The organism is Streptomyces sp. KPB2, assembly GCF_003950055.1.
In the GTDB taxonomy this organism is placed as follows: domain Bacteria; phylum Actinomycetota; class Actinomycetes; order Streptomycetales; family Streptomycetaceae; genus Streptomyces; species Streptomyces salinarius.
The window spans coordinates 6,642,058-6,655,919 of the sequence record NZ_CP034353.1 but is presented as its reverse complement, the minus strand read 5'-3'; the positions used below and the strand labels follow the sequence as shown (position 1 = coordinate 6,655,919).

Genomic DNA, 13,862 nt, shown 5'->3' with positions numbered 1-13,862 from the left:
CGCCCGCGCCGGCCGGGGGCCCGCTACGGCATCCTGTCCCCCAGGAGTGCGAGGTTCTCGATGGCGGCGAGGCCGTAGAGCGCGGTGTCGTTGGTGGAGACCCAGCTCGCCTCGCTGCCCGGGACCAGGGCGGCGGGACCGCTCACCTTCTCCGTCTTCCAGGGCGCCGACTCCTTGTAGCCGTCGGAGTCGTAGAACTTCTGCCACGCGCGCGTGGCGAGCTTGTCGTCGCCGGTCCGCACGGCGGCGTAGGCGTCGAGGCGCGAGTGGCCCTGGAAGAGGATGAGGCTGCCGAAGTTGGAGCCGTAGCGCTCGGCCTGTTCGGTCTTGCTCGCGTTGAAGTAGCGGCAGTAGTCGTAGTACGCCTCCTCGAACTCCGGCAGGTCGACGAGGTCGATCAGCTCGGCGCACAGCTCGTTCAGGCCGAAGACGGCCGACAGGTGGGAGACCTCGACCTTCGGGGTGTCGGCGACGGCGAACCTCCCGGTGTCCAGGTCGTAGAGGCCGCTGCCCTGGACGAAGCCGTTGGGCTGGGCGGCGATGGTCTCCATGGTGGACAGGACGCGGTCGCGGGCCTTCTCCCATTGCGGGCCCTTGCGTTCCCACTCGGTGAGCCAGGCCGAGACCAGGCCGCTCCAGTCGGTGCCGAAGCCGATCGAGAGGGCGTTGCGGTCGGGGGTGTAGGGCTCGGTGCGGATCTTGCGGAGCGGGTCGAGGGCGAGGAAGGTCTCGTCGGAGTCGACGTTGGCGCGCATGAGGTCGCCGACGCGTTCGTCGGCGGTGAGGAAGTAGTAGAAGCGCCGGTAGGTGGTGTTGGCGATGCGCTGCTGCTTGGCGCTGTCGGCGTAGTGCTGGACGCCGTGGCGGGTGCCCAGGCCGGCCCATTCGCCGAGGTGGTAGACGTCGACCTCGCCGGTGTGCCGGGTCATGGCCTCGGCGAAGCGGAAGATGTCGGTGCGGCCGGAGCGCAGGTAGGCGTACCAGAGCCAGAGGTCCGGGGAGAGTTCGGAGTTGTCCCAGGCGTAGCCGCCGATGTCGTACCGCCAGGTGTGCCGGGCGGCGTCGTAGGTGTGCATGATGTCGCCGTAGTCCCAGAAGCCGTACCAGCGGCGCTGCTCCACCTGGTCCTTGTAGTAGGTGAAGAGGAAGTCGAGGTGGTCCTCGATCCTGGCCTTGGCGGGGGTGGAGCGGTCGGGCTCGGAGTAGAGGCCGGGGCCGAAGACCTTGGCCTTGATGAGCTGCTTCGGCGGGGCCGCCAGTTGCGGCAGGACGCGCACCGCCTCGACCTGTGCGGCGAGCTTCTCGGCGCTCGGGGTGGCGGCGTTGGCCCAGAAGAGGAGTTCCGAGGTGCGGGCGATGCCGTAGGGGGTGCCGAAGCCGGGTTCGTAGTCCTCGTAGGTGATGTTAAGGCCTTCGAGCTGTTCGGGGAACGTGTCCTGGCCCATGCCGTCGTGGTAGAAGCGCAGGTCCATGGGCTGGGCCTCGGGCGACCAGAGCCAGAGGGTGACCTCCGCCTCGTCGGTCCGGGCGTCGCGGATGTCGAGCTGGGCGGGGTGCTTCTCCCAGAAGTCGCGCAGGCCGAAGGAGAGGCCGCCGCTCGCGCCGCCGACGTAGCCGAAGCCGGAGGCGCGCCGTCCGCCGCCGGCGCCGATCCAGCCGTGGCCCTTCTTGGTGCGCTTGCGCACGGTGAAGCCGTCGGCGGAGAGCTGGGAGAGGGTGTAGTCGCCCCATTCGGGGATGTACTGGAGGCGGGTGGTGACCCGCTGGTCCCAGGTGGACGGGTCGGGCAGCTTCTCACCGGCGAACTGCGCGGCCTGCACGGCCGCTCCGGGGTCGCGGCGCAGTCCGGTGATGCCCTTGACGGCCTCGCGGAGCAGGCCGGTGCCCTCGCCGCCGATCCGGATGTGCCGGTCGTAGGCCTCGTCGCGCATCGGGACGGTGAAGCGGACGCCGAGGCCGCGGATGAAGTCGCCGCTTGCCTTGCCGGGTTCCTGCTTCCCGTCGAACGTGACGGTGTGCACCATGCGGAAGGAGTCGGCGCCCGCGTAGAAGTAGAGGCGGATGGAGAAGGGGAGCCAGCCGCGGTGGCCCTTGCGGTGCTTGCCGACGATGCGGACGACGGCGCGGACCGGGCCCTCCTGTTCGACCTTCACCTCGTCGACGGCGCCGTCGAAGCGTTCGTACTTCACCGTGCCCTGGTCGCCGTCCTCGATCTCGGGCTGGCGCAGCAGGACGAGGCGGCCGTTCTTGGCGATCTCGGTGGAGCCGCGGGTGACCGACTTGATCAGGGTCGACCCGGACGTCCCTATTCTCGCGGTGATGACGCCGGTCGATATGTCGATGGTGCCGCCGTGCCGGTCGACGGTGACCTTCTTGGCGGGGGCGGCGGGGGTGCCGGCGGCCAGGGTGAGCTTGCCGTTTCCGGAACCGACGGCGTGGGCGGTCCACTTGAGGGAGCCGTCGGGCCAGTACGCGAGCGGCCAGGACTGTACGGGTACGGCCGTGCCGTCGGCGTCCGTGACGGCGAACGACTGGTCCTCCCGGAAGGTGCCCCTGGGCCAGGGGACGCCGACGGTGGAGCCGGGGGCGGCGCCCAGGCCGCCGTCCTCCAGCCAGTTCAGGGTGACGGGGCTGTCGTCGGCGACCGGCGCGGCGGCGGGCGCGGCCTGCGCGTTCTTCGTGCCCAGTGCCCAGCTGAACTGGGCGGCGGCGCCGGCGACGGCGGCTGCCTTGAGGAGGGACCTGCGGGGGATGGGGGACATGGCCTTTCCTTTCCGTGCGGGTGTGCAGGGGTGTCAAGGGCATGACAGCCAGAGGTGCGACGCCGGGGCGCCGACCTCGGTGGGGGGGGCGGCCGCTCCGGCACGGGACCGCCCCGGGATCAACGGCGCCGGTAGCGCTCCTCCACCGCGACGGCCGCCGCGGCGACGGCGCCCAGGACGGCGACCGCCAGCGGGGCGCTGAACCAGGCGGAGCAGACCACGACGGCCAGCCCGCCGACGAGGAGGAAGGAACCGGCCGGGTCGAGCACCGTGCGCCGCCCCGCGCCGGCCAGCAGCGACCGCCAGGAGGCACCCGGGCGCCAGTCCGCCGCCGCGCGCAGTCCCGCGACGACCGCTCCGATGAGGGCGAGGACGCCGACGGCGCCGACCAGCGGGCCGCCGGGCAGACCGTCCCGTACGGCCCGTACGTCGACCCAGACCACCGCGAGGGCGGCCCACCCGGCGACCCCGACGAGCCATCCGCGACGCACCGCCGCCCGGAAGTCGGCGACGAACTCCCGCCAGCCGCCCCGCTCGTGAGCCATCCGGCGCCCGAGGTGCCGGGCGCCGGCCGCGAAGGCCGCGGGGTAGGTGACCAGCGGCAGCGCGGCCACCGCGATCCACACGCCGGTGAGCAGGCATTCGGCGAACAGGGCGAAGCCCTGGGCGAACCGGGACTCCCCCGGCCGGGTACGGGCCTTGGCACGCGCTTCGGTCATCGCGGCCCCACCTCAGCCCTTCAGGCCGGACGTCGCCATGCCGTCGATCAGATAGCGCTGGAACGCCAGGAAGAAGGCGAGGACCGGCAGCAGGGCGACGAGCGACATGGCGATCATGCCGCCGTAGTTCGCCAGGCCCTCCTGGTCGACGAACATCTTCAGGCCGAGGGAGATCGTGTACTTGCCGGGCTCGTTGAGGTAGATCAGCGGGCCCATGAAGTCGTTCCAGGAGTTGATGAAGGTGAAGATCGCGCTGGTGATCAGCGCCGGCCGGCACAGCGGAAGCACGATCGACCAGTAGATGCGGAAGTGCCCGCAGCCGTCGAGCCGGGCGGCCTCGTCCAGCTCTCTGGGCAGGTTCCGCATGAACTGCACCATCAGGAAGACGAAGAACGCCTCGGTGGCCAGGTACTTCCCCAGCAGGAGCGGGGTGTACGTGTTGATCATGTCCAGGTTGCGGAACAGCACGTACTGCGGGATGAGCAGCACGTGGTAGGGCAGCAGCAGCGTGCCGATCATCAGGGTGAAGAGCAGGTTGCGGCCGGCGAACCTGATCTTCGCGAAAGCGTAGGCGGTCAGCGAGCAGGAGATCACGATCCCGATCACGGAACCGACGGCGAGGAAGAGCGAGTTGAAGAAGAACGTGGAGATCGAGATGTCCGCGATGCCGTCGGCCAGGCTCGTGTAGTTGTCCGTGATCGGGTCGCCCGGGAAGAGGTCCAGGCTGCCGACGATGTCGCCGCTCTCCTTGAACGAGCCGCCGATGACCCAGAGCACCGGGTAGAGGATCACGGCGAGGATCGCCAGCGAGCCGAGGTGCCAGGCGAGCGACCCGGGCAGCCTGCGCCGGAGCACGGCCGCCCTGGTGGACCGGGGCGGTGGGGCGTCTGTGACGGGTGTGACGTCGGTGGCCTGCGCGCTCATCGGCCGCCCTCCTCGTAGTGCACCCAGCGCTTCTGGGACCAGAACAGCACCGCGGTGACCAGGGCGACGGCGACCAGCAGCATCCACGCCATGGCGGAGGCCAGGCCCATGCGGCTGTTCTCGAAGCCCTGGACGTACAGGTAGCAGGTGTAGACCATCGTCCCGTCGGCCGGGCCGCAGGCGTTGCCTCCGGCGCCGCCGCCGACGATGTAGGCCGAGCTGAAGATCTGGAAGGAGTGGATGGTCTCCAGCAGGACGTTGAAGAAGAGGACCGGGGAGATCATCGGCAGGGTGATGTTCCAGAACTGCCGCAGCTTCCCCGCGCCGTCCACGTCGGCCGCCTCGTACAGCTCGCGCGGCACCTGCTTCAGACCGGCCAGGAAGATGACCATCGGGGCGCCGAACTGCCAGACGGTGAGCGCCACCAGGCTGTAGATGATCAGCTCGGGGTCGCCGGTCCAGCCGCCGGCGTCGATCCCGAAGAGCTGCTGGGTGCGGTCGACGACCGCGTCGTCCGAGAAGATCGCCTTCCACACGATGGCGACGGACACGCTCGCGCCGATCAGCGACGGGGCGTAGAACGCGGCCCGGTAGAAGGCCTGGCCGCGCCGCTTCTGCGCCAGCAGCAGGGCGACGCCGAGCGCGGCGATCAGCTTGATCGGCGTGCCGACCACGACGTACCACAGGGTGACCCGGACGGAGTGGCGCCAGCGCGGGTCGCCGAACATCTCGGAGAAGTTGTCCAGGCCGATCCACCGGGGCGCGTCGAACAGGTTGTAGTCGGTGAACGCGAAGTAGAGCGAGGCGACCATCGGTCCGGCGGTCAGCAGCAGGAAGCCGGCGATCCAGGGGGACATGAAGAGGTATCCGGCCAGGTTCTCCCGGCGGCCCCGCTGCTTCGGCCCGGCGGGGCGCGGGGACTTCACCGGACCGTGGCGCGGCTCGGCGTCCGTCCGGGCCTCCGTCGCGGGGGCGTGTGTCACGGCGCTTCCCATCAGCCGGCGAGAGCCGTCTTCGACTCGGTGAAGAACTGCTTGACGGCTTCCTCGACGGACCGCGAGCCGAGCGCCATCTCCTCGGCGATGCGCAGGAAAGCGGCCTCGCAGATGTCGGCGCCGTTCGGGTGCGGGGTGATCTGCTCCAGGACGCCGGCCTCGACGAGCGACTCCTCGTAGGCGGCGATGGCCTTGTTGACGGGATCGGTCGGCTTGTACGCGTCGTACTGGGTCTGCGTCGTCGGGACACCGCGGTCGTAGCCCATGATCTTGGCGACCTCGGGGTCGTGGACCATGAAGTCGATGAACTGGGCGACCTCCTTCGGGTGCTCGGTGCGCTTGTAGGCGCTGAGCATCAGGGAGCCCAGGTACTGGCCGGTCCGCTTGCCGTCGGTGGTCGGGATCGGCGCGAGGCCGTACTCGCTCTTGCCCTCGGAGGTGTAGCGGACGGTGAAGTTGTCCCACGTGAACTCGCTGCCGGCGAGTTCGGCGGAGAGCGCCGACTTGGGCTTGATCTGGGCGACCTTCTTGGGGTCGGCGAACAGGCCGGACTTCACGTCCTTCTCCGCCTTGGTCCACCAGGTGGTCAGGTCGGCCTCGGTGAAACCGAGTCCGTCCTCGGTGAAGAAGGCCTTGCCGTTCTGACGCAGGTACAGGTCGTAGAGGTACATGACGCCGTACATGCCGCTGTCGCCGGCCCGTCCGGTCTTGTCGCGGACCTTCGTCATCGCCTCGTCGAAGTCGTCCCACGTCCAGCCCTGTTCGGGCTTGATGCCGGCCCGGGTGTAGACGTGCTTGTCGATGACCAGGGCCATCGAGTTGGAACCGACGGGCACGCCGAGGAGTTTGCCGTCGATTTCGCCGAACTTCTCCAGGCCCGCGCGGAATCCGTCCATGGAGAGGTTGCCCGCCTCGACCTGTCCGCTCAGGTCGAGCAGCACATTCTTGGCATCGTATTTGCGGAGAAATCCGATGGCATTCTGGAAGACGTCCGGTGGATTGCCTCCAGACGCCTGGGTGTTGAACTTCTTCCAGAAGTCGGTGTACGGCTGGAAGTCGGTCTTGACCTTGATCTTCGGATACTTCTTCTCGAAGAGCGCGATGGTCTTGTTGATGCGTTCGGCCCGGTCCTCGGCACCCCACCAGGAGTAACGGATCGTCACCGTTCCGTCCCCCGAGCCGCTGCCGCCGCCGCACGCGGTGGCCGTGGCCCCCAGTCCCGCGACGGCCAGCGAGGCCCCCGCCGCCTTGAGGATCGTGCGCCTCCCGGCCTGCCGCTCCGCATTCCCGCTCTGCTGCATACGAGCCTCCCCGCGACGTCGCGTCCGCCTCATGAATCGTTTCAAGTAAGCGCTTGCTGGCACAAGGTACGGAGGGCCCGGGGGCGCGTCAATGATTCGGACAGGAATTCACGGGCACCGCCGTGCGAGGGCGACGGCACTCGCTCGTGGTCTCGCGGTCGACGGCAGGGAGAACAGCCAGGTCGGCGCGGTGCGGCCGACGGGCCGAACGCCTGAGGGCCCGCCTGAGCGGGTGGCGCGGAAGGTCACGGTTGGGTGAAGGCGGGCGGAAGCGGAAGGCCCCGGGCCGGGACCCTGCCGACCCCGCGCGACGCGCCTTCGCGAGCCGGCCCACCAGGACGCACGGCCCAGGAAGGCGGGCACCCGCTCACCGGCCGACGCACCCCCGCGTACGGCACACCAAGGCGGCCCCGCTCACTTTCGTGAACGGGGCCGCCTGATGATCCGGTGGGCGATACTGGGTTCGAACCAGTGACCTCTTCGGTGTGAACGAAGCGCTCTCCCACTGAGCTAATCGCCCGGACGCAGGAAGAACATTACCCCATGTCAGAGACGCCCGTGACCAACGGGGGCCGCGACGGCGCACCCCCGCGGGCGATCACTGGTCCTTGATGTTCCAGGGCATCTCGAGGCCGAACTTCCACAGGTAGACACCGGCCAGCACGGCGATGATCACCACACCGGTCGCGGTCAGGATGATGTTCCGGCGCCGCACCTTCGGATCGAGGGCACGCTGCGCCGCCTCGGTGACCTTGCGCTTGGTCCAGCGCAGCACCAGCTGGGCCCAGACGAACTCGGTCGCCCAGATCGCCATGCCGCCGAAGATCACGACCCAGCCCGGTCCGGGCAGCACCAGCATGGCGACGCCGGCCACCACGACCGCGAGGCCGACGACGAAGACACCGACCTGCCAGCTCAGGTGCAGCGCACGGCGCGCCTTGACGAATTCCGGCGCACGGGAGCCGAGCGCGCGCTGCGCCCCGGCCTCGTCCGTCCCCGTACGGTCTTCCGCCACGACTGCCTCGCCGGGCTTGTCACTCCCCGTGTTCATACGGCCAAACACTACCGGAGCGAAACGTGTCACCGGAATGGGCGCACGACCCGAACGATCTCTCGGCCGGAAGAGTTACGTAAACACACGCAAAACACTCAGAGGGGTTTACAACGGCACCGTAGGTGGCATGTCGATTTCGCCGACGTGCGAATCCCCGAGCGCACACTGAGCGAAAGGCCCTGGCGCTTATGAACACCACGGTCAGCTGCGAGCTGCACCTGCGCCTCGTTGTGTCGAGCGAGTCCTCCCTGCCTGTCCCCGCAGGCCTGCGGTACGACACGGCCGACCCCTACGCCGTGCACGCCACCTTCCACACCGGAGCCGAGGAGACCGTCGAGTGGGTGTTCGCCCGCGACCTCCTCGCCGAAGGTCTCCACCGTCCCACCGGGACCGGCGACGTCCGTGTCTGGCCGTCGCGCAGTCACGGCCAGGGCGTCGTGTGCATCGCTCTCAGCTCCCCGGAGGGCGAAGCGCTGCTCGAGGCCCCGGCGCGGGCCCTGGAGTCCTTCCTGAAGCGCACAGACGCCGCCGTGCCCCCCGGCACGGAACACCGGCACTTCGATCTCGATCAGGAGCTCTCGCACATCCTGGCGGAAAGCTAGGGCGGGGCCCCGCGTGAAGCCGCCCGTCGCCGTCGACTCGGGGTGACGGCACGGGCCCGGACAACCGCATACGGCACACACCGGCGTCGCCGCCGCGGATCACCGCGGGGGCGGCGCCGCTGCGTGCGCGGCGCCGGGAACGAAGGCGGGCCGACCGTCGTTGTAGGGGCAGTCTTCAGGGCAATCGGCGGCCGGGACCGGATCGTGACCGGTTCGCCCGCCGCGCGAGCCACTACCATCGGCCAGCATCGGCGGGCGCCCGCCCGACCCCCAGGCCAGGGAGCGAAACGTGCTGATCACCCACGACACCCGGTGCGCGCTCGACACCGTGGTGGATCTGGTGAACACCGTGCCGGAGGACGAATCGGCCCCGGACGGACTGCCGGACGTCGCGTCCCTCCAGGAATTCGTGGGAACGCACGAAATCAGCGACGTCGGCGTGCTCTCGGACGTCGACCTCTCGGCGGTGCGCAGGATTCGCGGACGGTTCGCGGCGGTCTTCGCCGCCCCCGACGCGCGCACGGCCGCCGGACTGATCAACGACCTGGTCGCGGCCGCCGGCACCACACCGCGTCTCACCGACCACGACGGCTACGACTGGCACATCCACTACTTCGCGCCCGGCGCCTCCGTCGCGGACCACCTGACCGCGGACTGCGGGATGGCGCTGGCGTTCTTCGTGGTCGCCGGGGAGCAGGAGCGGCTGCGGCGCTGCGAGGCCCCGGACTGCCGGCGCGCCTTCGTCGACCTCTCCCGGAACCGCTCGCGGCGGTACTGCGACAGCCGCACCTGCGGAAACCGCTTGCACGTGGCCGCGTACCGGGCCCGGCGCAAGGAGGCGGCGGGCTGACGCCGGCCTCGGGGCTTCGGCGGCCGCGGATGCGCGGACGGCGACGCGGCCCCCGGCGGGTGGCGCCGGGGAGCGCGGGTACGGCTCACAGCAACAGCAGATCGTGCAACGAAGCCATGAGCAGCAGACACCCGATCACCGCTAGGAAGATCATGAGCGGTGGCTGGGAAAGGGCGAAGAGGCAGCCGCGTGGTTCTTCCTGCGTCCGCGCGGTTTCGCTCTGTCTCGGGTCCAGCTGGGAATCCAGCTGAGTGGTGTCCGGCATCTCGCCGCGATGATGACGCAGCGGGCGGCGTCCACGCGATCAACACGCCCGCCGAGACCGGGAGTTCGTTGAATGTCGCGATCTTCGTTCGGATCGTGATCATTCCGGAGCACGCGCTGTCGGCCTCGGACCGCTGTGCCGCCTCGGGCTCGGACGCCGGGCGGTGTCTCCCGGGCGCCGCAGGTCCCCGTCCGGGGCCATGCGGGCCCCGCGGTCATATCCCGTGCTTCTTGAGGATGGCCTCGATGTCGCTGAAGTCGTCGTCACCGCCCCGGGACGCCTTCGCCGGCCGGGGCGCGGGCTCGGCGGCCGGACGGGAACCCCCCGGTCCGAGGGAGGGCGCGGAGGCCCCCGGAGCCACCGCGTCGCGCTGTGCGGCGGCCCGGGCCGCCTTGCGCTCCTTGCGGGTGCCGCCGCGGCGGCGCTCCACGGCGCGTGTGGTCATGAAGAGCACCCAGGCCACGCCCAGCACCCCGAAACCGGCCCAGGCCACCGGGCTGAAGGCCGTGTCGGCCAGCCACTCGACGACTCCGGTCATCACCAGGCCGATCGGGACCAGCGAGTAGGCGGCGATACGGGCGGCCGTGAGGAAACGCCTGCGGTACGCGGTGACCGCCGCGATGCCCAGGCCCGCCGCGGACACCGCGGAGCAGACGGTCTCGGCAATCATCCGGTCCTCCAGGCTGGGCTCGATCGGGCATGAGTACTTCGTCCCTTCCATCCTGCACCGTCCGACCACCGTGGGGCCATGCCGCGAGCCCGAGATCAGGGAGATCTCGGGGTCGGCTCCTCCGCAGGTGCCGGCGAGCGGCGTACGACGCCGGTTGGGGCGGCGCGACGTGGGCTGGGAGGATGGGGGCATGAGCGACTCCTCCCCCGTCCGTCCCGCCGCGCCCGTCCTCGACGTCTGGTGCGAGCTCCAGTGCCCGGACTGCCACACCGCCCTGGACGACCTCCGTGCCCTGCGCGCCCGCTACGGCGACCGCCTGGAGGTGCGGCTGCGGCACTTCCCGCTGGAGAAGCACAAGCACGCCTTCGCCGCCGCGCAGGCCGCCGAGGAGGCCGTCGCCCAGGGCATGGGCTGGCCGTACGCCGAAGCCGTCCTGGGCCGGGTCGCGGAACTGGACCGCAAGGGAGAGGCCCTCCTGGTCGAGGTGGCCCGGGAACTGGGACTGGACGCGGAGGAGTTCGACACGGCGCTCGTCGACGGCCGGCACATCCTGATCGTCGACGCCGACCAGGCGGAGGGCAAGGCGATCGGCGTGACCGGCACCCCCACCTACGTGATCGGCGGCGAACGCCTCGACGGCGGCAAGAGCCAGGAAGGGCTGCGCGAACGCGTCGAGGAGATCGCCGACCGGCTGCTCGCCGAGCAGCAGGGCTGAGGAGGTTCCGGACGGCCGAGCCGGGGATTCCGACGGCGGGCCCGAGGACGGGGCGGAGGCGGCCGGGACCGGCCGCCGCCCCGTCACAGCAGCGGTTTGCTGTAGCTGTACCGCGTGGTCCGATAGCCGAGCGACTCGTAGAGCCGCTCGGCCGGGGTGTTGCCCGCGAAGACGTTGAGGCCGATCAGCGGGCGGCCGGCGGCGATCGCCTGGGCCTCGGCCAGCAGCATCAGGGTGCGGCCGTGGCCCCGGCCCCGGTGGGCCGAGTCGGCCTCGACGTCGAAGACGAAGGCCCGGTCCTCCCGCAGCGCCAGCCACAGGATCCCGACCCGCTCGCCCTCGTGCTCCAACACGCTGAAGAGCATGTTCTCGGTCTCCGGACCGCGCGGCAGCAGCACTTCGTGATCCCGGCGGGCCTTCGCGTGCGCGGCGGCCTCGGGCACGCCCCGCTCCATCCAGGTCCTGGCGTAGTGCTCCGTTTCGTACGCCTGCCAGGCGGCGAAGTCCTCCGGTGTCATGGGCCGGGCCCGGCTGCCGTCGGGCAGGCGGGGCGGGGTGTCGCCGAGCGGTTTGGTCATGGTGCGGTTGCGCAGGACGTAGCCGAGCGCCTCCGCGAGCCGGGTGCCCGCCTCGGCGTCGCCGGCGACGCTCGCCTCCATCAGCCGGCAGCCCCAGCCGCGTGCCACCTCCTCCGCGGCGAGCGCGGCCACCGTGCCGCGGCCGCGCCGCCGGTCCGGTTCGTCGACGCGCAGCTTGCGGATCACGGCCACCGAGTCGCCGAGGTCGCGTGACGTGCCGAGGTGAAGCACGCCGACGGGACGGCTGTTCACACACACCTGGTAGTGGCGCGAACGGGTTCCGTCGGCGGCGCGCTGGAGCGGCTCGGTCGGCCGCAGGGTCGTTGTCATCACGGCAGTTCTACCCACCGGGGACGAGAACGGCAGCTGTATTTCGGCGGCTCTACGGATCCAGGTCGTCCCCGGACCGCTCCTCGAAGACGCGCATGGCCTTGGCGGTCACCGGCCCCGGGGCACCCGGCAGTTCGCGGCCGTCGACGCGGTGCACGGCCTGTACGTCCCGCAGCGTGGAGGTGAGGAACACCTCGTCGGCGCGGTCCAGGACGTCCAGCGGGAGGTCGGTCTCGCGGGCCCCGGTCCACTCGACCGTCAGGGCACGGGTGATCCCGGCGAGACAGCCGGAGGCGACCGGCGGGGTGTGGATCTCGCCGTCGAGCACGACGAAGACGTTGGACCCGGTGCCCTCGCACAGCTGCCCCACCGTGTTGCCGAACAGCGCCTCGGTGGCGCCCCGTTCGCGGGCACGGGCGAGGGCGACGACGTTCTCCGCGTACGAGGTGGTCTTCAGGCCGGTGAGCGCGCCGCGTTCGTTGCGGGTCCACGGCACGGTGATCACGGCGGTGGAGTCGGGACGGCGGCCGGCCTCGCCGAGGGCGACGACGAGGGTCGGGCCGTGCTCGCCGCGGTCGGAGCCGAGGGGGCCGTGGCCGCCGGTGTAGGTGATCCGCAGCCGGCCGAGCGGCACGGCGTTGGCCCCGATGACGGCCTCGCAGGCGCGGCGCACCTCGTCGAGGTCGGGGTCGGGCAGGCCGAGGCCCCGGGCCGAGCGGGTCAGCCGGTCCAGGTGCCGGGTCAGTGCGAACGGCCTGCCGTCCATCGTCTTGACCGTCTCGAAGATGCCGTCGCCCACGGTCAGCCCGTGGTCGAACACGGAGACGCGGGCGGTATCGATGTCCCGCAACCCGCCGTCGAGCCAGATCTTCACGTCGCCAGTGCCTCTCCACTCACGTTCGCCTCGTACGCCCCCGACGCTACCGCGAGCAGCCGGGACGCCTTCAGTTCGGTCTCCCGCCACTCGCCCTCCGGGTCGGATCCCCAGGTGATGCCGGCGCCGGTGCCGAAGCGCAGCCGCGCGGCGGGGGCGTCGGCGGCGCGGTCGATCCAGAAGGTGCGGATCCCGACGGCCAGCTCGCCGGTGCCCCGGTCGGCGTCGACCCAGCCGATGCCGCCGCAGTACGGGCCCCGGGGCGCGGTCTCCAGCGCTTCGATGATCCGCAGGGCGCTCGCCTTGGGCGCGCCGGTGACGGAACCGGGCGGGAAGGCGGCGTCGAGCAGTTCGGGCCAGCCGGCGCCCGCGCGCAGCTCGCCGCGCACCGTGGACACCAGGTGGACCAGGCCGGGGTGCTTCTCCAGGACGCACAGGTCGGGCACCGAGACCGTGCCCGTGGCGCAGACCCGCCCCAGGTCGTTGCGGACCAGGTCCACGATCATGACGTTCTCGGCGTAGTCCTTCTCCAGCAGGTCGGCCTCGGTCCGCCCGGTGCCCTTGATCGGCCCGGACTCGACCGTCCGGCCGACCCGGCGCAGGAACAGCTCGGGCGACGCGGTGGCGATCTCGACGCCGTGCTCCGGCAGCCGAATCGTTCCGGCGTACGGCGCCGGGTTGCCGCGGGCCAGCAGGGCGGTGAGCGCGTCCACGTCGGCGCCCGGGCCGATCGGCGCCGTCAGCACCCGGCAGAGGTTGGCCTGGTAGACCTCGCCGGCGGCTATGTGCGCGCGGATGCGCCGTACGGCCGTCGTGTACGCGGCGCGGTCGAGGGAGGACGTCCAGTCGCCGACGGCGGGGCCCCGCCACGTTCCCGGCGCGGGCGCGGGCACCGGCTCCTTCCGTACGTCCGCGAAGCGTGCGCAGGTCAGGCGGCCCTCGAAGTCGGCGCAGACGGCCCAGAACCCCTCGGAGTCGAGGGCGGCGGGATCGCTCGTGACGTCGAGGAGACCGGTCGCGAGACGGTCCCCGAAGCGGGCGAGGGGAGGGAGGTCGAGCACGCTGTCGAGTCTAGGCGGGTGGCCCCGAGGTGACCCGAACGTGTCCTTCCGGGTGCCCTGACCAGGTCCGCGAGCGGACGCACCGCAGCACGCTGCACAAACGCGTTTTTGTGCTGGCCCCGGAATCCGCTAGAGTTCATCACGTCGCCGGGACGCGCAAGC

General features: G+C 71.0%; 14 protein-coding genes and 1 tRNA gene. 3 read left to right on the top strand and 12 right to left on the bottom strand.

Going from position 1 to position 13,862, the window contains the following annotated elements; all coding sequences use genetic code 11:
* Positions 1 to 23: 23 nt before the first annotated feature.
* From D1J63_RS30110 to D1J63_RS30080, 7 genes are all read right to left on the bottom strand, one after another.
* Positions 24 to 2,762 (bottom strand): Tat pathway signal sequence domain protein, encoded by a 2,739-nt coding sequence (locus D1J63_RS30110; RefSeq protein ID WP_125633159.1) that lies wholly within the window; start codon positions 2,760 to 2,762, stop codon positions 24 to 26.
* A 119-nt stretch (positions 2,763 to 2,881) separates the two neighbouring features.
* The gene (locus tag D1J63_RS30105) at positions 2,882 to 3,481 is read right to left on the bottom strand and encodes a hypothetical protein (RefSeq protein ID WP_125633157.1); all 600 of its coding nucleotides are present in this window, start codon (positions 3,479 to 3,481) and stop codon (positions 2,882 to 2,884) included.
* Positions 3,482 to 3,493: 12 nt separating this feature from the next.
* Positions 3,494 to 4,405: a carbohydrate ABC transporter permease gene (locus tag D1J63_RS30100; protein ID WP_125633155.1), complete on the bottom strand. Its 912-nt coding sequence runs from the start codon at positions 4,403 to 4,405 to the stop codon at positions 3,494 to 3,496.
* Positions 4,402 to 5,400 carry a sugar ABC transporter permease gene (locus D1J63_RS30095; protein ID WP_164713041.1) on the bottom strand — a complete coding sequence of 333 codons (999 nt, stop codon included), beginning with the start codon at positions 5,398 to 5,400 and terminating at the stop codon, positions 4,402 to 4,404. The genes D1J63_RS30100 and D1J63_RS30095 overlap by 4 nt, the downstream gene beginning before the upstream one ends.
* Positions 5,400 to 6,701 carry an extracellular solute-binding protein gene (locus D1J63_RS30090; protein ID WP_125633153.1) on the bottom strand — a complete coding sequence of 434 codons (1,302 nt, stop codon included), beginning with the start codon at positions 6,699 to 6,701 and terminating at the stop codon, positions 5,400 to 5,402. The genes D1J63_RS30095 and D1J63_RS30090 overlap by 1 nt, the downstream gene beginning before the upstream one ends.
* A gap of 448 nt (positions 6,702 to 7,149) precedes the next feature.
* A tRNA-Val gene (locus tag D1J63_RS30085) sits at positions 7,150 to 7,221 on the bottom strand.
* 78 nt (positions 7,222 to 7,299) lie between these two features.
* On the bottom strand, positions 7,300 to 7,752 hold the full coding sequence (locus D1J63_RS30080) for a TIGR02611 family protein (RefSeq protein ID WP_125633151.1): 453 nt from the start codon (positions 7,750 to 7,752) through the stop codon (positions 7,300 to 7,302).
* Between the two features lie 191 nt (positions 7,753 to 7,943).
* Here D1J63_RS30080 and D1J63_RS30075 point away from each other — a divergent pair, with 191 nt between their 5' ends.
* Positions 7,944 to 8,357 (top strand): SsgA family sporulation/cell division regulator, encoded by a 414-nt coding sequence (locus D1J63_RS30075; RefSeq protein WP_004002642.1) that lies wholly within the window; start codon positions 7,944 to 7,946, stop codon positions 8,355 to 8,357.
* A 289-nt stretch (positions 8,358 to 8,646) separates the two neighbouring features.
* A complete protein-coding gene (locus D1J63_RS30070) occupies positions 8,647 to 9,207 on the top strand; it encodes a CGNR zinc finger domain-containing protein (protein WP_125633149.1) in 561 nt (186 codons plus the stop codon).
* Positions 9,208 to 9,292: 85 nt separating this feature from the next.
* On the opposite strand, the gene D1J63_RS30065 is transcribed toward D1J63_RS30070, so the two are convergent.
* Positions 9,293 to 9,472 carry a hypothetical protein gene (locus D1J63_RS30065; RefSeq protein WP_102927956.1) on the bottom strand — a complete coding sequence of 60 codons (180 nt, stop codon included), beginning with the start codon at positions 9,470 to 9,472 and terminating at the stop codon, positions 9,293 to 9,295.
* A 214-nt stretch (positions 9,473 to 9,686) separates the two neighbouring features.
* On the bottom strand, positions 9,687 to 10,142 hold the full coding sequence (locus tag D1J63_RS30060) for a hypothetical protein (protein WP_102927960.1): 456 nt from the start codon (positions 10,140 to 10,142) through the stop codon (positions 9,687 to 9,689).
* Between the two features lie 190 nt (positions 10,143 to 10,332).
* Here D1J63_RS30060 and D1J63_RS30055 point away from each other — a divergent pair, with 190 nt between their 5' ends.
* Positions 10,333 to 10,857 carry a DsbA family protein gene (locus tag D1J63_RS30055; RefSeq protein ID WP_164713040.1) on the top strand — a complete coding sequence of 175 codons (525 nt, stop codon included), beginning with the start codon at positions 10,333 to 10,335 and terminating at the stop codon, positions 10,855 to 10,857.
* 83 nt (positions 10,858 to 10,940) lie between these two features.
* Here the strand turns inward: D1J63_RS30055 and D1J63_RS30050 are convergent, their stop codons facing one another.
* Genes D1J63_RS30050 through D1J63_RS30040 form a run of 3 tightly spaced genes read right to left on the bottom strand, consistent with a single transcriptional unit; the run spans position 10,941 to position 13,700 of the window.
* Positions 10,941 to 11,765, bottom strand: coding sequence for a GNAT family N-acetyltransferase (locus tag D1J63_RS30050; protein ID WP_164713039.1), 825 nt, complete (start codon positions 11,763 to 11,765; stop codon positions 10,941 to 10,943).
* 52 nt (positions 11,766 to 11,817) lie between these two features.
* Entirely contained in the window at positions 11,818 to 12,639 is an 822-nt protein-coding gene (locus D1J63_RS30045) for an aminodeoxychorismate lyase (RefSeq protein ID WP_125633145.1), read from the bottom strand.
* Positions 12,636 to 13,700 (bottom strand): chorismate-binding protein, encoded by a 1,065-nt coding sequence (locus D1J63_RS30040; RefSeq protein ID WP_125633143.1) that lies wholly within the window; start codon positions 13,698 to 13,700, stop codon positions 12,636 to 12,638. Before D1J63_RS30040 ends, D1J63_RS30045 begins: the two co-directional genes overlap by 4 nt.
* Between the last annotated feature and the right edge of the window lie 162 nt (positions 13,701 to 13,862).